At 58.6% G+C, this 21,808-nt stretch carries 23 protein-coding genes and 1 tRNA gene; 13 read left to right on the top strand and 11 right to left on the bottom strand.

The annotated features are described in order from the left end of the window. The 4 genes from IVB47_RS06415 to IVB47_RS06430 all read right to left on the bottom strand — a co-directional run. Positions 1-720 (bottom strand): ABC transporter substrate-binding protein (locus IVB47_RS06415; RefSeq protein ID WP_247460445.1); only part of this gene is annotated, 720 nt, incomplete at its 3' end. A 250-nt stretch (positions 721-970) separates the two neighbouring features. Continuing rightward, the gene (locus IVB47_RS06420) at positions 971-2,074 is read right to left on the bottom strand and encodes an FAD-dependent oxidoreductase (RefSeq protein ID WP_247460447.1); all 1,104 of its coding nucleotides are present in this window, start codon (positions 2,072-2,074) and stop codon (positions 971-973) included. A 10-nt stretch (positions 2,075-2,084) separates the two neighbouring features. After that, positions 2,085-3,269, bottom strand: coding sequence for a hypothetical protein (locus IVB47_RS06425; RefSeq protein WP_247460449.1), 1,185 nt, complete (start codon positions 3,267-3,269; stop codon positions 2,085-2,087). A gap of 198 nt (positions 3,270-3,467) precedes the next feature. Then, entirely contained in the window at positions 3,468-4,688 is a 1,221-nt protein-coding gene (locus tag IVB47_RS06430; RefSeq protein ID WP_247460452.1) for an SMP-30/gluconolactonase/LRE family protein, read from the bottom strand. A gap of 281 nt (positions 4,689-4,969) precedes the next feature. On the opposite strand from IVB47_RS06430, the gene IVB47_RS06435 reads away from it, so the two are divergent. The 5 genes from IVB47_RS06435 (at position 4,970) to IVB47_RS06455 (ending at position 9,477) form a co-directional block, all read left to right on the top strand. Then, positions 4,970-5,233 (top strand): hypothetical protein, encoded by a 264-nt coding sequence (locus IVB47_RS06435; RefSeq protein WP_247460454.1) that lies wholly within the window; start codon positions 4,970-4,972, stop codon positions 5,231-5,233. A 433-nt stretch (positions 5,234-5,666) separates the two neighbouring features. Beyond that, positions 5,667-7,229 (top strand): 2-isopropylmalate synthase, encoded by a 1,563-nt coding sequence (locus tag IVB47_RS06440; protein ID WP_027519477.1) that lies wholly within the window; start codon positions 5,667-5,669, stop codon positions 7,227-7,229. Positions 7,230-7,398: 169 nt separating this feature from the next. Beyond that, complete coding sequence (locus IVB47_RS06445) at positions 7,399-8,403, top strand: TRAP transporter substrate-binding protein (RefSeq protein ID WP_247288142.1); 1,005 nt, start codon at positions 7,399-7,401, stop codon at positions 8,401-8,403. Between the two features lie 196 nt (positions 8,404-8,599). Then, a complete protein-coding gene (locus tag IVB47_RS06450) occupies positions 8,600-9,235 on the top strand; it encodes a Spy/CpxP family protein refolding chaperone (protein ID WP_247358902.1) in 636 nt (211 codons plus the stop codon). 166 nt (positions 9,236-9,401) lie between these two features. Then, a tRNA-Lys gene (locus IVB47_RS06455) sits at positions 9,402-9,477 on the top strand. Between the two features lie 61 nt (positions 9,478-9,538). Here the strand turns inward: IVB47_RS06455 and IVB47_RS06460 are convergent. Next, on the bottom strand, positions 9,539-10,561 hold the full coding sequence (locus tag IVB47_RS06460) for a site-specific integrase (RefSeq protein ID WP_247460455.1): 1,023 nt from the start codon (positions 10,559-10,561) through the stop codon (positions 9,539-9,541). A gap of 522 nt (positions 10,562-11,083) precedes the next feature. On the opposite strand from IVB47_RS06460, the gene IVB47_RS06465 reads away from it, so the two are divergent. The 3 genes from IVB47_RS06465 (at position 11,084) to IVB47_RS06475 (ending at position 14,169) form a co-directional block, all read left to right on the top strand. Continuing rightward, positions 11,084-11,872 (top strand): hypothetical protein, encoded by a 789-nt coding sequence (locus tag IVB47_RS06465; protein ID WP_247460457.1) that lies wholly within the window; start codon positions 11,084-11,086, stop codon positions 11,870-11,872. A gap of 128 nt (positions 11,873-12,000) precedes the next feature. Continuing rightward, positions 12,001-13,164, top strand: a complete 1,164-nt coding sequence (locus IVB47_RS06470; RefSeq protein WP_247460459.1) for a ParB N-terminal domain-containing protein — start codon at positions 12,001-12,003, stop codon at positions 13,162-13,164. 33 nt (positions 13,165-13,197) lie between these two features. Continuing rightward, positions 13,198-14,169 (top strand): hypothetical protein, encoded by a 972-nt coding sequence (locus IVB47_RS06475; RefSeq protein ID WP_247460461.1) that lies wholly within the window; start codon positions 13,198-13,200, stop codon positions 14,167-14,169. Between the two features lie 193 nt (positions 14,170-14,362). On the opposite strand, the gene IVB47_RS06480 is transcribed toward IVB47_RS06475, so the two are convergent. The 6 genes from IVB47_RS06480 to IVB47_RS06505 all read right to left on the bottom strand — a co-directional run bounded on the left by IVB47_RS06480 (position 14,363) and on the right by IVB47_RS06505 (position 18,202). Further along, positions 14,363-14,551 (bottom strand): hypothetical protein, encoded by a 189-nt coding sequence (locus IVB47_RS06480; protein WP_247460463.1) that lies wholly within the window; start codon positions 14,549-14,551, stop codon positions 14,363-14,365. Positions 14,552-14,831: 280 nt separating this feature from the next. Beyond that, a complete protein-coding gene (locus tag IVB47_RS06485; RefSeq protein ID WP_247460465.1) occupies positions 14,832-15,224 on the bottom strand; it encodes a hypothetical protein in 393 nt (130 codons plus the stop codon). Positions 15,225-15,411: 187 nt separating this feature from the next. Continuing rightward, entirely contained in the window at positions 15,412-15,741 is a 330-nt protein-coding gene (locus IVB47_RS06490; protein WP_247460467.1) for a DUF3768 domain-containing protein, read from the bottom strand. A gap of 66 nt (positions 15,742-15,807) precedes the next feature. Further along, positions 15,808-16,389 (bottom strand): hypothetical protein, encoded by a 582-nt coding sequence (locus IVB47_RS06495; RefSeq protein ID WP_247460469.1) that lies wholly within the window; start codon positions 16,387-16,389, stop codon positions 15,808-15,810. 203 nt (positions 16,390-16,592) lie between these two features. Beyond that, a complete protein-coding gene (locus IVB47_RS06500) occupies positions 16,593-17,528 on the bottom strand; it encodes a hypothetical protein (protein WP_247460471.1) in 936 nt (311 codons plus the stop codon). 98 nt (positions 17,529-17,626) lie between these two features. After that, complete coding sequence (locus IVB47_RS06505) at positions 17,627-18,202, bottom strand: site-specific integrase (RefSeq protein ID WP_247460473.1); 576 nt, start codon at positions 18,200-18,202, stop codon at positions 17,627-17,629. 403 nt (positions 18,203-18,605) lie between these two features. Between IVB47_RS06505 and IVB47_RS06510 the strand changes: the two genes are divergently transcribed. The 5 genes from IVB47_RS06510 to IVB47_RS06530 all read left to right on the top strand — a co-directional run bounded on the left by IVB47_RS06510 (position 18,606) and on the right by IVB47_RS06530 (position 21,672). Next, positions 18,606-19,181 carry a hypothetical protein gene (locus IVB47_RS06510; RefSeq protein WP_247460475.1) on the top strand — a complete coding sequence of 192 codons (576 nt, stop codon included), beginning with the start codon at positions 18,606-18,608 and terminating at the stop codon, positions 19,179-19,181. 111 nt (positions 19,182-19,292) lie between these two features. Then, positions 19,293-19,661, top strand: coding sequence for a hypothetical protein (locus IVB47_RS06515; protein WP_247460477.1), 369 nt, complete (start codon positions 19,293-19,295; stop codon positions 19,659-19,661). A 153-nt stretch (positions 19,662-19,814) separates the two neighbouring features. Continuing rightward, on the top strand, positions 19,815-20,198 hold the full coding sequence (locus IVB47_RS06520) for a hypothetical protein (RefSeq protein ID WP_247460479.1): 384 nt from the start codon (positions 19,815-19,817) through the stop codon (positions 20,196-20,198). A 150-nt stretch (positions 20,199-20,348) separates the two neighbouring features. Then, the gene (locus IVB47_RS06525) at positions 20,349-21,011 is read left to right on the top strand and encodes a hypothetical protein (protein ID WP_247460481.1); all 663 of its coding nucleotides are present in this window, start codon (positions 20,349-20,351) and stop codon (positions 21,009-21,011) included. A gap of 163 nt (positions 21,012-21,174) precedes the next feature. Continuing rightward, a complete protein-coding gene (locus IVB47_RS06530) occupies positions 21,175-21,672 on the top strand; it encodes a hypothetical protein (protein WP_247460482.1) in 498 nt (165 codons plus the stop codon). Positions 21,673-21,808: the final 136 nt, after the last annotated feature.

The raw sequence follows: 21,808 nt of genomic DNA on the forward strand, positions 1-21,808 counted from the left end.
GGAGATGCCGGTGATGATCACGTCGGGCTTGGAGCCCTCGATCTTGTTGAAGATCGGCGTGAAGTCGGTGGTATCGGGCGAGAAGCGGATGTGGTCGAGCACCTTCAGCCCGATCTTGGGCAGGCATTCCTCGTAGCCGACGTCGAGCGGCTTGGTCCAGGCGGCGTCCTCGCTCATGATGACGGCGGTCTTCATGTGCATCTTGTCGACCAGCAGGTCCTTGGCGCCGTCGCAGACAGAAAGCGCCAGCGCGGCGGAGGTCAGATAGCCGTGGAAGGTGTACTTGTTCTTCTCGTAGTCGGCATGCACGCTCTTGCTGATCTCGTTGGACGCGGCACCGGGCGTGACGAACGGAGTCTTCAGCCGCGAGGCCCAGGGCTCCAGCGCCAGCACGACTTCGCTGATGTAGCTGGCGATGACCGCATCGACCTTGTCCTCGTTTACCGCGCGCTGGAATGCGCGCACCGAATCTGCCGAGGACGAGTGATTGTCGTAAGAGACGATCTCGATCTTGCGGCCGTCGACGCCGCCATTGGCGTTGATCTCGTCGGCGGCGAGCTGTGCCGCCTGAGGGATGGAGGCGCCGGCAATCGCCTGCGCTTCCGCGATCACACCGATCTTGATTGGATCGGCTGCAAGTGCCGCGCCTGACGTCATCAACACAGCGGCCGCGGCGGTACCGAGTGCTATTCGCAACGCAACAGAGAGCGGTTTCTTCATCTTGTTCTCTCCCTTAACAGGCCTCTTATGAGCCATTATGCCGCGACTATACCGGCGGAGACATTCTCGGCAAGTGAAACCGCGTCCCGGATCGTGAGGCACGGACTAAAGTCTAGCGCTGCGCAAATAGCGGGCAGGAAAGCTGTCGGATCCGTTTCACGCGTAGGCATGCAGATTTCGTTGGTAGGCATGCGCAGCTATCGCGGGCGCACAGCAACGCGATCGATGAATGCGATGCCGTCGCGTCGGCTCAGCGCGCTCGCAGCAGCGATGGATCAAGCGGCGCGAGCCGGGCCGGATCAAATGGCGAGATGTCGAGGTTGCGCGTCGCACCCTCCGCGATCAGTTGCGCCATGGCCTCGCCTGTAGCGGGCGCATTCAGGATGCCCCACACATTGTGCCCCGTCGCAACATAAAGACCTTCACTTTGCGGCACCTTGCCGATCAGCGGCAGGCCGTCCTCTGTCACCGGCCGGAAGCAGGCTTGCTGCGCAATGATCCTCTCGGAGCGGAACAGGGGCGACAGCCGCTCGGACATGGTTTGCAGGCGCGCGATCGCGTCGTGGTCCGGCGTCACGGCAGCCGGATCGAGCGGAAGCGGCGCGATGTCGGAGAGAGCGGTGATATGCGTGCTGCCGTCGGCGCGAGGAAAGACCTCGATCGACACGGCACTGCCATTCTCTTCAGACTCCAGGAACAGCGCATCGGCCGGCGCATCCGTGCCGGTGTCGTACACGATGCTTGGGCTGCGCTGGCCGTAGACGGCGGGCAGGCTCATCCATTGCGCGGCGAGCAGTGACCATGGTCCCATCGCGATCACGACGGCGTCCGCCTCGACGATGCGGCCGTCGACCTCGACGCCCGTCGCGGTCGTGCCGTCCGCATCGCGCATGATACCGGTCACGTGGCCGATGCGAAGTTCGGCGCCTTGCGCGAGCGCCGCGTTCATCACGGCCGAGGTGAATTTTTTGGGGTGAACGATCGCGGTGGTCTCCGTCGTGCCGATGCGCTGCGTGATGATGACGCCGTTGCTGAGCCAGCCAAGCGCGGACGGTGTATCCCGGCGTGGATGGCCGTCGGCGGCAACGGAGCCGCTATAAGCGGTCATCGGGCGATAGCCCCAATCGCCTGCGATCTCATCCGGCAGTTGCGCATGGAGAGCAAAGCTCCGTCGTGCCAGCGCATCGAGCGGCGAGCCCTCGCACCAGTCGCGCGCGAGGAAGCCGCCCGCCTTACCTGACGCTGCGGCCGCGACGTCCGTCCGCTCCACGACGATGACATCGATGCCGTTCCGGCGGAGAAACCAGGCGGTGCAGGCGCCGATGACGCCGCCGCCGCAGATCACAACGCGCACGAATGCTCTCTCATACAATGAAATCCTTTGCATGGAGATCCGCGGTATGGACCCCCTCCAGCGTAATCGTATCGGTCGCCGTCAGATGGATCACCGCGTTTCCTGTGCTGTCATCGCTGATCAGGCTTTTCAGCGCCGCCCAGTCTGCGAAGCCGTAATCGTGCAAATTGATCAAATCATGATCTCGCGCCGTGCTGCCGACAGCCTTGTTGCCCTGGTCGAAATCGTTGATCACGTCCAGGCCCGAGCCCTTGTCGAAGACGAATCTGTCGTCGTTCGGTCCGCCCCAGAGTTGGTCATTTCCGCCACCGCCGTTCAGCATGTCCTTGCCGCCCGTGATCGAGCCGGCCGTGAACGGGGCGTAGGTCTGTGCGTCGCCATACAGCAAATCGTCGCGGCTGCTGCCGAGAAGAATATCATCTCCGCCATGCGCGTTGCCTGACATGTTCGAGGCATCTCCGACGAGCACGATGGACGTGGAGTCCGGGTTGCCGTTGACAGCCGCGATCAGGATATCGTTGCCGCCGCGGCTATCGTCGCTCATGTAGCCGGCGTCTCCAACCAGAGACGCGCCTCCCGATCGGGCGGTGGCGCCGACGGTGTAGCTGAGGATATCGTTGCCGCCGCGCGCATCGCCGCTCATGGACACGAGGGCGTCGCCCGATATCGAAGCGCCGCCGTAACTGCCGACCTGGGTCACGCTGAGGATATCGTTGCCGCCATGTGCATGATCGCTCATGGAACTGCCGGAGTCTCCGCTGAACGCGCCGGACGATCTGTTTCCCATCGATGCAATGACGACGTCATTGCCGCCGCTCGTGTCGGCCGACATGGCGGTTTCGGCATCGCCAAAAACACCGAGGGTCGCGTAGATCGATGTCGATGCATCGACATGAAGCACATCGTTGCCGCCACGGGCGTGGCCGGACATCGCCTGCGCATCGCCGTCGACGAACACGTAATCGCCGAAGCCGGTGACGGTCGCAGCGAGATGGTCGTTTCCGCCGTGAGAATATTCTTGCAGGGTCTGGTCGTCGCCAACGAATATCAGGACCGCGTTGCCCCCGTCGACGGTCGCGATCATCTTGTCGCTGCCGCCGCGGCCGTCGTTCGGCAGGCCCGGGTCCCCGAACTCGGTCACGAATTGCTGGGACCCAACGCTGACGATGATGGTGTCGTTTGGCATACGGCGCATCGCGCAACTCCCCGTTCAAGTCGGGCGCGGGAACGAAGGGCATCATGCCTTCGCACCGCGCTGCGGCCCTGCCGCGCGATACAATCTTCGTTGGATTGATGGCGGAGATTTGCCCGGGGCGTAGCTTGATTGCGATCAGGGAACCGAGGGCGCCGGCGGTCCATGCCGACGCCCGTGCTTGTGGTCTCTCGCGCGGGCTTAGCCCGGGCCTGCGCCTTGCGTGGCCGTGTACACCGCATAGAGCGACTGGCTCGCGGCCATGAACAGGCGGTTGCGCTTGGGGCCGCCGAAGCAGATGTTGCCGCACACTTCGGGCAGCCGGATGCGGCCGAGGAGCTTGCCGTCCGGCGACCACGTCGTCACGCCGCTATAGCCGACGGCGCGGCCCGCATTGCTGGAGGCCCAGACATTGCCGTTGACGTCGCAGCGCACACCGTCCGGCCCGCACTTCACACCGTCGATCACGCACTCGCTGAACCGCTTCTGGTTGGTGAGCTTGTTGTCGCCGCCGACGTCGAACACGAAAATCTCGCCCTTGCCGCCGGGCCCGATGTCGCCGGGTCCCTTGCCGGTTGAGACGACGTAGAGCTTCTTGAAGTCCGGCGAGAAGCACAACCCGTTTGGATCTGGCACCTGCTCCTCGGTGACGACGAGGTCGACACGGCCGCTAGGATCGATGCGATAGCAATTGGTCGGCAGCTCGCGCCTGCCCGGTGCGAAGCCGGCCGGCTGTCCAATCCGTGGATTGAGCTTGCCGCTGGAATTGCTCGGACCGCCCGCGGCGTCGGGCTCACCTTCGTAGAGCTGGCCGCCATAGGGCGGATCGGTGAACCAGTAGCTGCCGTCAGGATGCGCGACGACGTCGTTCGGCGAGTTCAGCTTCTTGCCGTTGTAATTGTCGCAAAGCACGGTCGCGGTGCCGTCATGTTCATAACGCGTCACCCGCCGGGTCAAATGTTCGCAGGAGAGTTGACGGCCCTGGAAATCGAACGAGTTGCCGTTGGAATTGTTGGACGGCGAGCGGAACACGCTGACGCGACCGTCGTCTTCGCTCCAGCGCATCTGCCTGTTGTTGGGAATGTCGCTCCATAGCAGATAGCGGCCCTGTGCACTCCACGCCGGGCCTTCAGCCCACAGCACGCCCGTATAGAGACGCTTGATCGCCGTGTTGGGCTGCGCGAGATCGTTGAAGGACGGATCGACCGCGATGACGTCGGGGTCCCAGAAATAAGTGGTCGGCGCGCCGTTGGGACCGAAATCGCGTGGTGGGGTGGTAATCGTCGTCGGCGGCGCGGCAGGTCCGGTCTGGGCCAGCGCGGAGCCGGCGCCAGCAAAAGTGGCGGCGCCGAGCGCAAGCCCCTGAACGAGCGTTCGTCGTGAAAGCGCAGCATCATGGTCACGCTGCTTTTGGCGTATCATCGCGTCCTCCCGGTCATGTTCGGCTAGCCGGTTGATCCGGCCGAGCAGGGCGAGGTTAGTCCGGTCCGATGACGGTTGCGAGGGGGAGGTACGCATCCTCAGCGAGATATCGGGGCGGCAAAAGCGCTGCAACATCGAACACGGAAACGACAAATTCGTCCGGCGCGACGGAGTTTACCGAAACTGCGTTCGGGACATTGCCAAGCTGTGGAGCATGTCAAGCCTTGACCTCCTGCGCGAGGCTGGCAGAACGTCATTGGGGGCGTAAGTCGGAGTTTACTGTGGTCGCTGTCGTCGTACTGGTTTTGCTGCTCGGGATTGCATTTGCGGCCGGCTATTTCACCCGCGACTACGTGTCCCGCAAAAGGCGGGCCGAAGCGCGCCGCTGGTGTGAGTACAGCGAGCCGGATTGGCTGAGTGCCAACGCACCGGCCAATACCAACGAGATCGCGATCGCCGGCAAGGCTGCGCCGGTTGCCACCGGCGAGCTCGGTCAGATGCTGAACCGCTGGGAGAGCAGGGCTCGCGCTCGCCGCACGGCGTAACTCGACGGTCTTGCCGACGCTCGGTCGGTCACACACCCGGCACCGGGTCCTTCCACCCATCCGGCGCTGCGATCATGTCAGCCCTTCTGTCCATCTTTTGGCGTTGCGGTTGCTGCCATTTCTCGTCTAGAAACGGTAGATCGAGCCTCCCGGCAACCAACCGTCAACGGTTTTGACCGAGGATTGAGGGCTCAAAGGGTCTGGCAATGTTGATTCGCGGCCAAATCGATGGGATTTCGGGGGAGGTGGCTCTGGCCGCCGCCACGATCCCGGCCGCGCTGCTGCCCACCCTCCTGATTGGCGGGCTTCTTCTTACTTGCCCCTGAGGGCCGGCTGGGCGCCATGCGCCTGGGCGCTCAGGGGTTGGTCGAGATCACCGGACACCTCAAGCGCCTAGAAGACTGACGGCGCAAAAGCTCAAAAGGAAATTCAAATGGCCCCCGTGAACAAGTCCGATAAGGACCGCGTCATCATTTTCGACACCACCCTGCGCGACGGCGAGCAGTGCCCCGGCGCCACCATGACCTTCGAGGAGAAGCTCGAGGTCGCCGAGATGCTGGACGATATGGGCGTCGACGTCATCGAGGCCGGCTTCCCCATCACCTCGGAAGGCGACTTCCAGGCGGTCAGCGAGATCGCTCGCCGCTCCAAGAACGCCGTCATCGCCGGTCTGTCGCGCGCCCATCCGGCCGACATCGACCGCTGTGCCGAAGCGGTGAAATTTGCCAAGCGCGGCCGCGTCCACACCGTGATCGCGACGTCGCCGCTGCATATGCGGGTGAAGCTGAACAAGACCCCGGAACAGGTGCTCGAGACCTCGGTTGCCATGGTCGCGCGCGCCCGCAACCAGATCGACGACGTCGAATGGTCGGCCGAAGACGGCACCCGCAGCGAGATGGACTATCTGTGCCGCATCGTCGAAGCCGTCATCAAGGCCGGCGCCACCACGGTGAACATTCCTGATACCGTCGGTTACACCACGCCCGACGAATACACCCACTTCATGAAGACGCTGATCGAGCGCGTGCCGAACTCGGACAAGGCGGTGTTCTCCGTGCACTGCCATAACGATCTCGGCATGGCGGTGGCGAATTCGCTGGCCGGCGTCGTCGGCGGCGCGCGCCAGGTCGAGTGCACCATCAACGGCATCGGCGAGCGCGCGGGCAACGCCGCGCTGGAAGAGATCGTGATGGCGATCAACGTGCGCAACGACAAATTCCCCTACTGGAACAAGATCGACACCACGCAGCTGACCCGCGCCTCGAAGGTGGTGTCGGCGGCGACCTCGTTCCCGGTGCAGTACAACAAGGCCATCGTCGGCCGCAACGCGTTCGCGCATGAGAGCGGCATCCATCAGGACGGCGTGCTGAAGGACGCTTCCACCTACGAGATCATGCGGCCCGAGATGGTCGGCCTGAAGCAGTCCTCGCTGGTGCTGGGCAAGCATTCCGGACGCCATGCCTTCGTGCACAAGCTGGAGGAGATGGGCTACAAGCTCGGCCCGAACCAGCTGGAAGATGCGTTCACGCGGATGAAGGCGCTGGCCGACCGCAAGAAGGACATCTACGACGAGGACATCGAGGCGCTGGTCGACGAGGAGATGGCGGCTTCGCACGACCGCATCAAGCTGACCTCGCTGACCGTGATCGCCGGCACCCATGGCCCGCAGCGCGCGACCATGAAGCTCGATGTCGACGGCCAGATCAAGATCGAGGAGGCCGAGGGCAACGGTCCGGTCGACGCGGTTTTCAACTGCATCAAGCGCCTGGTGCCGCACGAAGCCAAGCTCGAGCTGTACCAGGTCCACGCAGTGACTCAGGGCACCGATGCGCAGGCCGAAGTCTCGGTGCGGCTGTCGCATGAGGGACGTGCGATGACCGCGCGCGCGGCGGATCCGGATACGCTGGTGGCCTCGGCAAAGGCCTATCTCGGCGCGCTCAACAAAATCGTCATGAAGCGCCAGCGCGACACCGTGACGACCGCCGCCGCGAGCTGAGGTTGCTACCACCGCCTCTTCCGGAAGCGGAGAGGCGGTGATTGCGGCGTTCACCATGAATGGCTGCCCTGCTAACGGCCAATAGCAGCTTGTGATGTCGACCTGTATTGATGCTAACGGCATAGGCCACCCGTGCGCCGGGTGGCCCAAATAACAACAGGGAGAGATTATGCGCACCTTCGCGATCGCTGCGTCCATCGCGGTTTTGGCTCTTGGCTTGACCGGGCCGGCATCGGCCCAAGCGCCCATCATCATCAAGTTCAGCCACGTTGTGGCCACCGACACGCCGAAGGGCAAGGCGTCGGAGAAATTCAAGGAGCTCGCCGAGAAGTACACCGGCGGCAAGGTCAAGGTCGAGATCTATCCGAACTCGACGCTCTACAAGGACAAGGAAGAGCTTGAGGCGCTCCAGCTCGGCAGCGTGCAGATGCTGGCGCCGTCCAACTCCAAGTTCGGCCCGCTCGGCATCCGCGAGTTCGAGGTGTTTGATCTGCCCTACATCCTCCCCGATCTGAAGACGCTGCGGAAGGTGACGGAAGGTCCGCTCGGCGCCAGGCTGCTCAAGCTGCTCGAACCGAAGGGTATCACCGGCCTTGCCTATTGGGACAACGGCTTCAAGGAGATGAGCGCCAACAAGAAGCTGGTGACACCGGCCGACTATCAGGGCGTCAAGTTCCGCATCCAGTCCTCGCGCGTGCTCCAGGCGCAATTCAAGTCGCTCAGCTCGCTGCCGCAGGTGATGGCGTTCTCGGAAGTCTACCAGGCGCTGCAGACCGGCGTGGTCGACGGGCAGGAGAACACATGGTCGAACATCTATACCCAGAAGATGCATGAGGTGCAGAAGTACATCACCGAGACCAACCACGGCTATATCGGCTACGTCGTGATCGTGAACAAGAAGTTCTGGGACGATCTGCCGGCCGACATTCGCGACCAGCTGACCAAAGCGATGAAGGAAGCGACCGACTTCAACAATACGCAGTCGCAGAAAGAAAATGAGGACGCGCTCGCCGAGATCAGGAAGAGCGGCAAGAGCGAGATCATCAAGCTCACTCCGGAGCAGGATGAGGCGATGCGCAAGGCCATGGAGCCGGTCTACAAGGACGCGGCAAGCCGTATCGGGCAACCGTTGATCGACGAATTCCAGAAGGAAGCGAAGAGCACGACGAACTGATTTGAACGGATGATGAATGGGGGCTTCCGTGCCGGGCGCGGAAGCCCCTTTTTGTTGCGAATGATTTCCGATTGCGACTGAATAAAGGTTCAGGAGCGTTACATCTTCGAAAGAACCCGCTCCCTGTCCAAGTTGTAAGTTGCGCGTAAGCCGCGCTGCGCCCATCCTCACGACATCCTTCCAGAGGAGAGTTCGCATGAGGAAGTTCACCATCGCCGCCATCGCCGTGCTCAGCATCGCCGGCTCGGGCGCGGTCTATGCCCACTATCATCGCCCGTGGATGCACGAGCACATGCGCCACATCCGCATGAACCCGGAAGACCGCGCCGCCATGGTCGACGCGCGGATCGCCGCCGTCCATGCCGGGCTGAAGCTCAACGCCGACCAGGAAAAGCTGTGGCCGCCGGTCGAGGCTGCCGTACGTGACTTCGCCAAGCTGCGCATCGACCGCGCCAATGCGCGGATGAATGCCGGTCCCGGCGATGCCGGCAAGGACGCGAATAAGGACGCCAACAAGGATGCCGACAGGCCGGAGGATCCGGTCGCCCGCCTGCGTCAGCGCGCCGAGGACATGGGGGCGACGTCGGCGGTCCTGAAGAAGATCGCCGATGCCGCCGATCCGCTCTACAAGACCCTGGACGAGGGCCAGAAGCGGCGCCTCGCCGTGCTGACCCGCCACCGCGGCCCGTTCGGCGGCGGCGAAGACGGCCCGCGCCGCCACTTCATGGAGCGTGGCATGGACCGCATGATGGAGCGCGGTATGGACCACTTCCACCGTGACCGTTTCGACCGCGACGGCGGCCCGGACCGGGACCGCGAGGGCCGGCTCTGAGCTGCAAGGGTTGCCGCGATCAACCTTGGCGAAGCCGCTGGAATCCAGCGGCTTTTCGCTTTTTTGGGGGATGTGGGCATACCCTTGGAAAACTTACGTACCATCGCTTGCCAGACCCGGATCGCTTTGCTAAACGACCGGCCTCGCAAGGCATTGACCGCCTTTCGGGCGCATAGCTCAGTTGGTAGAGCAGCTGACTCTTAATCAGCGGGTCCCAGGTTCGAGCCCTGGTGCGCCCACCATATAAATCAAACACTTAGCGGTTTGAACAAGCGGCAAAACCAGCGCCGTTTACACCACCGTTTACAGTTTTGTTCTCGCTTCGAGCTTCAGCACCGCAGCTTCTGCGAGTTGAATGTCGCGACCGAGATAGTGCGCATCGAGAATAGCCTCGACGTCCTTCAACGAGTGTCCTGTGACGGCCGCGATTTGCGGCACGCTGGCGCCCGCGATCGCAAGCCGAACCACCGCTGTGCCTCGCAAGTCATGAAAGGTCAGGCCTTCGATGCCGGCCCGCTCGCAAGCTTTCCCCCAAGACGTCCGAAAGCCGTCAGACGTCCAGGGGCGGCCGAGCGTGTTAGTTAGGATAAGTGGCCCCCGGCGGTTCGTCGCATCGAGCAAGGCCCTAAGCGGTGCCCCAGCGGGCAGCGCGACCCGGCGCCCACCTTTCGATTGGCGAAGGCGAATGTAGGGACTCTCGTAGGCTGACCAGGGTAGCCGCAATAGGTCGCCCTGGCGTTGCCCGCTCCACAGAGCCAGGACCAGCGCCAGCTGGATCTCGCTGGATGCGAGCGCGAGAACCGCGGCAATGTCCTGCTCGGTCCAAATTTTGTCCTTGCGGTCGGCTACGTACAGCCGGCCGCCGCGTTCGCACGGGTTGACCGCGATGATACCCCGATCTTTTGCGAACGACATGACGCGCGCCAGTGTGGTCCAGGCATAGTCCGCCTTCCGTGGCGTCTCAACGAACAGGTCACGCCAGGCCTTGAAGTCACCGCGCACCCGACGATCGACCAGAGCCGCCACGGGCAGGTCGCCGAACTCATCTTCGATCAGTTTGATGTAAGCCAGATAGGCGCGGCGAGTCGATGCCGCTAGGCCCGTGAATTCCGGCGCAGCCTTGTACTGCGCAATGATCGTCATGAAGGTGCCGGCGCGCGGCTGGCGAAGGCTCGCATGGGCGTCATGGTATTCTCGAATGAAGTCCGGTGTACCAGGCTGCGCGTGGATGGCGGGACCACCACGCCACGCATAAAAATGCAGCTTGATCTCGCCATTCGCGAGCCGCCGTTTGACCCTGTGAATTCCCTTAAGAACGACGCGCACGCTTCTCCCTCCAATCGTCTAGGGGCGATGATAATGTTGCGGGTTCGGAATGCAGGCCACTCAACTTATCTAACGCAACGTCAATAGCCTTAAGATCCCATCGCATAGTGCCGTGCAGGGGATGCGGTAATTTCCCCAAGCGTACCCAGTTCGAGAAAGAGCTCGGCGATAGATTGCAGTAGTCGGCAGCTTGCTGCCGACTTACTAACCTCGGTCGAACACGCTCGGCCGCTCGGTCACACGGTTTCACGACAGAGCGTGAAGCCCGCGTGTTCATGGCGTCGAGCGGCGACACGACTTGCGACCGTCCAACCCAAATCTAAGGTCATAAGAGTCACTCGGTCGACAAGTGACATTGCACTTACATATCATTAGCATCGCACGACTCGGCCTTCAATTGAAGTGTCGCGGACCGATCCTTCGTCCACCTGTTAGACCTACGGGGTAGCGATGGGATTTATTAGCTAAGGCATTTTTGCCCACGTTGTCGGGCAAGATGCAGAAGGCAAATAGGAATAACAGATGGTGCTCGCCAACAAGAAAATCGCTGAAGCCGTTCTTCGGGAGGCAAAGCAAGCTGCTCTGCGCGACCAAGCCCTAACTGAGTATTGCAGTTCGCTTCCGAATTATCGTGATGAGATGGATAGGCTGGGTCGTATAGGTCTGGATCCGATGGCCTGGCTGGACGTCGTCAGCGTTCCTGCAGCGTTTTCCGTCGATGGCACCCTGGCGTCTGAAAAGTTGCTCAAAGAGGTTTTCGAGTACTGTGATCTTGATCCCGGCAAACCTCGTCACTGGCGGATATTGGTTGATGCGCTGGTGAACCAGTGCTTTCGCTCCGCAGGGGCGCCGCAAAAATGGAACGAGGAAGGGCTTTTTGATCTGCTCTGCGATATCCGTGATCTCCAAAAGAGATTTCCCGGCGCAACCGAAAATGTTTACCTAGCGAAATTGCTTTCGAAAAAGCAGCCTTACAAAGGCAAGTATCAAGCTATCGGAACAGAAACACTTCGTAAGCTTGTTGGCAAGGCGCTCGATCCCAGTGTGAATCCCACGGCGGCTATCGCAGAAGATGAGGACTTCGTGGCGGCCCGTGCTGAACAAGCCAGACGCGAGTTAGGTTTGCCGAGCGCTCTCGGCGTCGCGATCCAGCAGAAGATACTCGAGGAATACCACTTGGATCTTGCGCGCCAAAAGTTGGAAGAGCTGGCGCGAGGTGCGGGGAAGGAATTTACAGAGGCTGACTGGGAGAGCTACCTTCCAACGGTTCATAAGCTCGTCGCTGCGCAGATAAAGGGGGACGCGAGCTAGATATCGACTAGCGGCCTCGAAGCACAGAGATTTGCAGCTGCCCGCTCCCGCAAACGATGGTCAGAAATGGCCTATCTATAATTTCCCAGAACGATCAATTGAGGTCTGTGCCCTGGAGGTACAGCTCGATGGATAACTCGATTAGCATAGAAGTGATCAGCCGCAAGGACGACATTAAGCGTCGTCTCTTTTCATTGAAACAGCGAACCGCGCCGTCCATGACGGTGCCAATGGCCCGTATTGAAATCGGATCACGGATAATTCCGGCCGACCCGGTCGTCGTCGCCTTAATTAAGGGCTCTATCCTCCAAACAGGACGCCTTCTGACACCTCTTTTGGTGCGTCAAATGGATGCGAAATATGTACTTATCGACGGTATGAACCGTTATCTGGCGCTTCAACAGCTGGGGCGTTCGCAAACCGAGGCCTATGTCGTCGGGCCGGCCGATGACGACGAAGCAAAGGCGTACGAGGCGATTGCCAATTGTCACCGCCGTCCGAAGCTCTCGGCCTTGGACCGAGCGCTCAACGACGCGGCCTACGTGAAATACGTGCAGCAGAAGGTCCCGCAAGTTGCGGGACCTCGTGGCGGCCGCCAGCCCAAGGAGCAGTTTCAGAAAAAGACCGCCGATGAACTTGGGGTCAAGCCGGATCAGATTCGTCGATCTCTGAAAATTGCAAAAATCAGTCCATATGTCCAAGATCTAGTTCGGAAGTATGGCCTCGAAGGCAATCAGAGCGTCTTGCTGCAGATTGCTGCGTCGGGAGATCAAGAAGCCCGACAGGTTTCGACGCTTGCAAGGCACTTAAAAGAGATCACGAAAGGACCCTCGGGTCATCGTCGCGGTGAGGCGTTGGAATCCATTAACGATCCGCAGGTTCCCGAAGGAAATGTTGAGGGAGGATGTGGGCCATCGTCGGAACTTAAATTTGGACCGTCGGGCGAGCGTGCCGCTGTTCCCATAACTCCCGAAGGCGAGCCCGAACGTCCTCTCGTGGTAGAGCGCGATCAACTTGAATCAACAGCAGTTGCGTCATCAGATGACGACGGCTCTGAACAGTGGAAGATCATCGAGCATAACTGGGGAGAGGCGCACCTCCTGCGCCAAGCGCTGCACGCGGCCACGGTGGAAATACGTCGTCGCTTCTTCGATCAACGCGTATTGCCCGAGCTCTTTGGTCGCAATTCATATCTGTTAGCACATTCGAATGAACAGAACCTGCAATCTCAGCCGTTAAACCGGGATTTGGACCTGCCAACTACGCAAAATCGAGAACCTCGCAGCTTGTAAACTAGCTCCATCAGGCACCAGTGGGCAGGCCGCATGACCTTCTTCGAGAAAAGCAACATAGAAAAATGGCAGACTCGTTCTTTTAGAGAGCTTCGATACGCCTTTCGTGAGTCCCGTAAGGCGATCAAGCTCACTCCCTTAGATCGAGATAAAATCCGTCCTCGACACGCGTACAGGCTGCTCGCCGTCAACCACCACTCCCGAATGTTCTGGGGACAGGTGCTCTGTGATACGATTTCCGAGTTCTTTTGCGATGGAGAGGAGGGAAGTTGGCACGACAGAGAGATTTTCTTCGTCACCCTTGTTCACGTCGGCGGAGCTCGGTCGAGGGGGCACAAGCTAAGCGAGGTAGAACTGCGCAAGATCAAAAATCACCTTCGCATCGGGCTTCGAGGCTGCTCGTATTTCGGCATGATCGAGCCGGCCTACTATCTGAACTTACAGTCCGGGGTGAATTTTCGGGAGAAGCGTTGCGTCTTTTGGCATCTGCACGCCTTAGTGTGGGGTGTAGAGGGAAAGAAGTTGAGGGCTCGGTTAAAGTTGCTCGCTGCAAAGGGCGAGTACGCCGCAATTGCGGATGGCAAGGATCCGACGCGAGTTGAAAGCGTAGGGCAGGGCGACCTTCCAAGTTGCGTGGCCTACTTGGTTAAGTACCCCGACCGCGGCTATCGCGTTTGGAAGAGGGATGCCGTGGGGCCTGACGGCTCGGCAATCATGGACGCTGATGGTGTGGTGCAGCCAACCTTCAGACATAAAGCAGGCCAACTTCGCCCCGGTGAGCGCATCGATCTCTTTCACGCGATGAAACATCTGGATCTAGAGCAATTGGCTATGGCCGGACGTGAAGGTGCGGGTCTTTTCAAGAAACTCAAGAAACGAATTGATCGCATCGTTGACCAGAAAGAGGAATACCGGCAACGGACGAGCGGCAGACTTGCTATTCTCAAGCGCATTCGTGCTCGCGGTCGGAGCGCTCAGCGAAAGACCTCAGCTGTCAAACAATAGAGGAATGAGCCGTCGTTGTTTTAGCGGCCTCGCCTTCGCTGGTGAGAGGAAGACAATCTTGAGAACGGCAAAACGTTTCACCCACGACATCCATTATCTTCGGGAGTAAAAAACGGTCATCGTTAGCCCCCTGGTGGTAGTCATTGAGGCGGCCACGAACAACGTGGGACCGCATCATGACCGACCAGGCAGGTCAATCGCCTTTTTTCTGCAGCGCCTTCCAGACGCGGAGTGGTTGCACAACAACGCCGCCAAATTGATATTCCCGGGCGCGACATTCGATGCCGTTTGCATAAAGCGAAAATCGCTCGGCTTCGGATGATCTTAGTGTTCTACAACCAACGGTAATTTCGAGACCACCGGAGAAGCCTTCGTTCGCCATTTCCACCAAATTGCCGTCGCTATCGAAGACACCTCTCTGGCATCTTTCGCAAAGTGCGCCTGGATGTCGCGCGCTTCTCCGTCCGGGGCCACCGCACAGCGGACAGATGCTTCCATCGGCCCGCCAACTTATAATCATCGTATACCTCGCCGTTGTCAGGAAACCGATGCCTGTGAAGTCCTATCTTTGTCGTGAAGGAAACGCCGGACGTTTGCTGTCGTCGATCCACCTCCCCTTTCTGGAAGGAGGAGGAGCTGCGTCACGCAGCTCCTCCTGGCAACTAATCGGGCGGGCCACTAAACGTAACTGATGCGGTGCCCTGGTCGGTCTCGATATCGGCTCTCACGATTCGACAGCCGCTCGGAAATATCATGCTCTCACCGACCTTGAGCGTGACACTCTCCTGCTTCTCATTCGGTCTGCAGTCTGGCCGATCATTAAAGGAGACGGCAAGCACCGTGACCTCTTTGTCACCCACGTTCAGCACTTTGATGATGTTTCCTTGATGGAAAAAGCCGGTTCGCTCGACTTCGAGCTTTGGCCCACCGCCGATCTTGAGCAGATTGGCCAACAGCAACATGGCCGCACATACTCCGATGAGGATCTTGAGCCCGCGCCGACTTTTCGGCTTTGCGGATGGTAATGGTGGTGGGGTGGGGGTGTTCTCAGTCATTAGGATTACCTCGTGCGTTATGGCGCTGGCCGGTGCTGACAATGTTCAAACGAGGGCATCCGGCATCAACGATGGTTGAAAGATTGCTTGCTAAGCGCACCGACGGGTTGTCATCGATCAGAGTGTCGATGCGCCGCCGGTGCTGGTTGTGAAGTGACTTTGGCGATGCTGCAAAGTGCAGGGCGGGTCAGTATTCGTCGGCCCGCATGATCGTGATGATGCGCTCAGTCACCGCCGGATCGGCTGGGTTAGGCGAGCGACACGTCAGCGACTTGTCGAAGTAGTCTATCTTAAACATGACGGACACGCCCTCGAACTCAAATAGACCGAAATCATGTTCCTGATGCGGGTCGTTTGCGTGATGAAAGTCGTCGAACACCGCGAGTGTTGTGACGAGACGAGCGACCGCTTGAGGTCCAAGTTCGGCGATCCCCGTCGTCATGACGGCTCCGCCACCAAGTAAGTCTTGCCGTAGTTCATCATTGAGCGTGCGAATGCGATCCGTGTCCTGCGACATGGTTGTGTTCTCCGGAAATGTGAGGAAGAAAAAAGAGGCTTGGTGGTGCGCCAAGCCTCAGGATGATTAAGCTTTGTCGGCGAGTGGGCCTGGGTTCACCAGGGCCACTGTGTTCAAGTGGCGCACAAACGTCGGCAGTTTGGGCGAGTCCCGGTATTGAAGGGTGAGAATGTCATCCTCACGCTTCACAACAACAGCTTCCCACCAACCATCTTCGTAGCCTTCATGGGCGAGCACCATGTGACCGACATCGACTTCGTCCCAACTTCGCGGGAGGCCAGAGGTTATCGGCGACTTGCATCTCGCTGCTGGCTCTTCGCCGTCCTTCTTGGGTCGATTTTCCAGCCGGTATGCTTCGCTTTCGTCGCCGGGCTTACGCAGTATGGTCATCAGCTCGGTTAGCAGCGCCTCTTTGATTGCGGGGATGAAAGCCTTGCCTGAGGCATAGAGCCGCCCAGCAGGAAGCTTCTGCGCGACTTGTCCAAACTCAGTCGATGCCTTGATCACGGCAGCGAGACCGAGATCGAGCGCCACGCTAACAATTCGGTCATCGACTTTGTCGAAGCGGCCACCACGTGGCTTGTTGTCTAGATCCAAGCCAAGCACGAACAACGGTTCTGGTTTCGGTTTGTCTGTTTTCTTTGTCATTGCGGCCTCCGTTAAAAGTAAAGGGCCCCGGAGGTGGGGCCCTTTGGCTGGATCGATAATCTCGGATTTTGGCGAGTTCGCCGTCGTCGTTCAGATCGAAAAGTCATTCTGCACCTGTTTCGGTTTTGCGTAACGCCGGTTTCTGCCGACAGCCCAAATCTACAGGAGTATTATAATACCGTCAAGCCTAAAATGACTTCAAGTCATTGAAAACGCGCGCGTTTTGGTGAGTTTCTGGCGCATTTCGGGCCAAGGCGGCAGAACCGGTCTTGGCAAGCATACCGGTCATCGATGCGGTTGCCGTTGCAGACGTTCACGGCCTCGGCCGCGCAAAACCGCCAAATCGAATGTTGGACGAACCTCGGGAAAACCGAAGGAAAGGCAGAGTTAAATTGCCGACAATCGATACTGGCTGCGACCTTGCGAATGATCGCAGCGCAGCCGCCCTCTGCATAGCAGGCTTGGCCATAAGCATGGATCGTGCCGCAATCATGTAAAATGCCAGTCCGGTGCAGAAAATTGTGCGCCAGCGTGTCTATAACCACCATGTCCTTGCCAGTCTCAAACCACACCGGCTCAATCCCACGGGCACCGATGAGCAGCGTCGACAACGCCATCGAGAGGGTCTTTTCGCCAACGCCGTACACGTGCTGGAGCGGAGCGATTAAGGCGGCTTGCCGTGCAGCAGAAAGATCAGGCTCGTCGTCGGCGACCGCAGCTTCGATCTGGCCTCGGATCCAATCAACTAAGTCACCGCCAGCAACATCTCTAATGAATAGGAAAAGTGAACAGGCGGTCTGATTTAAGCGACCATTGCGCAAGCGAAGGCGGGGCAACTTACATGCGTCGAAATGTTCGGGCTCTCCGCAAGTCTGACTGGTTTTGTCATATCGACAATTAGAATAGTGCCAGTAGCTGCGGAGCTTGAGGCACTCTGACGACTTTAGGTTCTCTTCGAGCAATGACCACGTTGGGCGACCGTGTTTGCTTGCGTAGTCGCGAGCGACCCGGTCCGAGATGCCCTGAAAGCTCAAGACGTCAACGAGCCAGTCAAAAATTGCCGGTGTGGAGTGAGACTTGACCGCGATGTCCAAGCCGGTCGTGCGGAACTCGTGATCGATCTCATCAATGAATGACATCGAGCCTGCGAGCTGACAGACCGCCGTCAGCAACTGTCTGGCTCGATCCGAAGGCGTCTCTTTGCGTGAAGAAGACGCCGTTAGTTCGTTCGAGCGGCTCACAGGAGCGAGACCAGTTTGCGCTGTGCGTCGCTATCGCCATCAATGTAGCGCTGCGTGGTCTGGATGGAGCGATGCCCAGCCAGCAACTGAACATCACGCAAGGAACCACCGGCTTGGTGCACGAGGCGCGCCGCCCGCGTAATGAACGTCCGACGGCCTGAGTGAGATGAGCACCCCGCTAGGCTCAGTTCACGATACACCCGGTTGAACCACACTACGATGCTAAGCGGCGTCATTGGTCCACCGCGCTCCGACCGAATTACGGGGCCAGACCCATCGCAAACCTTGCGAGCCTCGGCGAGCGAGTTCTTGAGGTCGGGATGAAGCGGGATACGCCGTCCGCCCCGCTTTTTTGCGATACGATCTTGAAGCTCAATTACCGAACCGACGTTGCCATCAGGCTCTAGCAGCATTTCCCAAGTCAACTGCGCAATCTCAGCAGCCCTCAAACCGGCACGCACCGAGAGTAAGACAATAATTCGATTGCGAAGTGGACGCCGCGTCTGATCGACGAAAAACAAGAGATCGTCGACGTGATCAATCGCTAGAATCTTTGCCTGCTTGCCAGCCATGACCGTTCAACTGATTGCAGCGATGATTCTAATCGATGTCGGCGACCATGCAACCGGAAGTTAGTCGAGGCAGAACCGATAAGGTTTTGTTCGATTGGCCGAAGAGCATCAGCCATAAATGTTCTCAGCGTCTCGACGGCGGCGACTTAGCGACGGAATTTGCTTTGCCGCCCATTCTGCCAAATCGGCGGTCAAGGGTGGGCAAGTTGCTCACCCTTTCATTCCGAGAGTCGTGCCACCACGACCTCATTGACTTGTAAAATACTAATTCTAGCAGGCATAGCCGACGCGCCGCTGGTTGCCCAGCGGAGCGATGATGCAACGTGGAGATTCGTCGTCTCCATATGGCTAGGTGTGTCTTCAGGGATCATAGAGATCCTCATCAACAGATTGGAGTACGTACATGAACAATCGGCAGACGCGTGAGCAGATCGTAGCTGGCTATGACCAGATGATTGAGGAATACATCTTACATGGCTATCAGCCGTTCTTTCTGAACTTCATGTTCAATCAGATCCCAACCAGTAACGGTCAGCGGCTCGACATCATGGTCTCAGAGGTCACTCGGGTTCACGACATTCTCTGCAGGCACATTGTTCGCAAGCCAAACTCTGAGGAGCGGAGGTACTTGCGACCGATCTTTATTGGCTGTCACGATCTACCGGTGTGGAAGCATGAGAAGACAACTATTCGGGACTTTCTGATCAACGGCGGCCTGCACTTCAACGCCATCGCACTCACACGCCCGCCAGCCCGCCCCGATATGCATAAAAAGGTGCAGGAGCTGTTGTGGGGCAAACAATCAAGGATGACGGTACCTCTTGACGAGCACTTTCGCACGAAGGCGCGATTCTATCACAACCAAATGCTCGCTCGGATTCACGCCACGCCAATTACGCACAGCACGATGGCGGATTATGCGATGAAGATGTTCAAACATGGTCGCGTCGGGCCCGATAGCATTCAGATTTGGAAGTAGGGGCTATCGAACGCCGAGCAGGGGTCGCTCGACCTGAAGCGGGTTTTTCATTTTGCGGTCCTGCGAAATTGCGCCTGTAAAGTATTCGGTCTGAAGAACCGGGAGGGCCGAATGGCAAAGGTTGCAGATGTTGACGATGAAGCAGGAAGCTCTCGCTTGTGGAACGGCGAGGGTTTCCACGGTACAACCATGATCTATGGCGCGAAAGGCGACGATAGCGTCCCAGCGCAATGCGATTACGAAATTGTTTTGATGCTTGAATCGCGACCTGAGCAGGTGCGTGCTTATCGCAAGAGCCGAATGAAAAGCGGCCGCAAGCCTGCAAAGTTGGCTTCCGATCAACTTCATGACGAGCTTTTCGTTGTGATCGGCCCCAAGATGACACCGCTGAGCGCTGCTGAGACACTTGAGCGCGCTTGGCGGCACGCATTCGAAGCGAAGGGCTCTGTATCGGTAAGGACAACACCGGTGACTACGTGATTGAAACTCTCGATGGGGAGCTAACGCGGTGAGTTCATTGGAGGTAGGTGCGGCGCGCACGGGTTGCTGTCTGTTAGCAGGCACAGCAGTGTGATTTGGCAGACTTGTAAAAGGTGTCAGTGCAAAAATGCACGGGATATCTAGGAGTATTCGATGAGGACGGAGTCTAAGAAGCGCAGGCCCACTATGGCGGACTGCTTGCTTGAGGAGGAAGTCAAGTGTGCAGCAGCTTCTCTAAACGTTAGCTGCGGTTGGGCCTTCAGTTTGAGCGAGAATGTTGCGCATTTCGAGAACTCATTCATGAGTGTGCAGGAAAAGCTGGAGGATCTGACTGAGCGACTAAGGAGGGAGAGGCTCGACGAGACATTTCGTCGCAAAGTGCGCAATCTTCTGCTGCAGTTCAGGAAGTACTTTAGGCAGATGGCAGATGAAAGCGAGCCGCTTCGCGTGGACAACATTATTGAGGATACGCAGCGGATGTACGAACTGGAAAGAAAGCTCGGCAAGCTTATGAATAGCATTCCATCGGAGAGCTGACGGCGGCGATGGGCAACTGATAAAGAAATCAGAAAAACCTTATCAGTTGGAGCGGATTCGGCCTTGGCGCGTCGAGGCGACAAAAATCAATCTTGTAAAGGGGCCCGTGATCGCAAACCGCGGTCATCAGCCAGTTACAGGAGAGAACTCGTGAACAAGATACTTGTCGATGCATTCACTTTCGAAGTCGCGCGTGCCATGGACGCCGATAGCCGAGGGCAGGTTGGCGGTAACCTCGATGGCAAGCATGAGCAACGGCGACTAGTGGCAATAATACTCGCCCTACGAGCCATGGGTCTCGTCATTGCCGATGACGATGACGATGCGATATCCATCTGCTTTAGCGAGCAAGCTAAGGACCTCCGCGGTAATGTTTCGGACGCGCGGTTGTGGGAGCTTGCGAAGCATAAAGTCTGCTTTCGGCTGATGAGGCAAGAGATGTCGCGCTCAATCAAGCTGGCAAAGAAATATCGCGAGACTCTCGACCAGCCAACGTTGAGGGACAACTGGAGAGAGGTGGGTGCGATAATTGACCTCATCCTGATCGGCGACCTCCGCTTGATGGGGCCCGAATTCGAAAGTGGACTGATCGTGGAAGACCTCTCGCGATCCACGGCCGAGGCGAGGCATTTGGCTTGGTACTCGCTGGGCCACAAAGCGAACAGGGGCCTACGGATCGTAGACCTGGCAGAGCCTGAGATCATTAAGGGCTACCACCGATTCCGTATCGGGTCCGCGATTTCAGCATTGGAACGCGGGCGCGAGTTTGTGACCTACCACGGCATTTCCCGGTCGGCCTCAAGCGGCGCCTGATTGAGTCGACAGGCTGAGCCAGTAGATCGGCTCGGCCTGCCAGGCAATCTCTTGCCATCCAAGGGTTCGTGGCCGTTTGCTGCGCTGGCATTCCCAATCTTGTAAATGGTTGGAGTGCAGAAAAGCTGCATCAAGCCTCGATCTTCAAAAACTGGAGTTAGAAATGAAAGACAATAACGGCACCGGCAATCTCAAGTGTGCTTTCTCACTGAACCCGCTTATCTCGGAGATTGCTATTTGGAACGACTCGGAAATCCTGTACGTCCGACCAGAGTTCGCAGTACTCGACCAAGCCACTCGCGTCGCTGAAATCTGCAAGCAACTGCTTCTGAAGGACGTGGCGCGGGTCGATTTTCAATCGCCGCCCATCTGGACTCCAGTTGACCGGATTGAAAGGGATTGTGGAGGATCAAAAATCGTAGCTTGCTCGCGCTATGAGTTGGCCAACCCGATTTCGGCCGAAGACGGCCGCAAGTTCAAAAAGGTCATCGCTGGCCAGTTCCGGCGACGCCTAAAATTCATTGTAAAGAAATGTGTCCTCGCGTTCGAAGCCTACAATCTTGGTCTGACAGAAATCAACGGTGTTGACGACGTCGGCATGCTTCGGTGGAGGCTTACCGCTGATGGCGCCCACGCCTCCGGTTCGAAGGCGACTTACTGATAAGGAAATGAGAGAAAGCTTATCAGCTGGACGGGCTACGAGCGACATCCGGCCAGCACAATTGAGGCTAGGCCGCAACTTTTCAATCTCGTAAAATGTTCAGCGAAGTTCGCCAAGTTATCGCGCAAGTCGGGCC

Origin of the sequence: Bradyrhizobium sp. 62, assembly GCF_023073035.1 — a bacterium.
Taxonomy (GTDB): domain Bacteria; phylum Pseudomonadota; class Alphaproteobacteria; order Rhizobiales; family Xanthobacteraceae; genus Bradyrhizobium.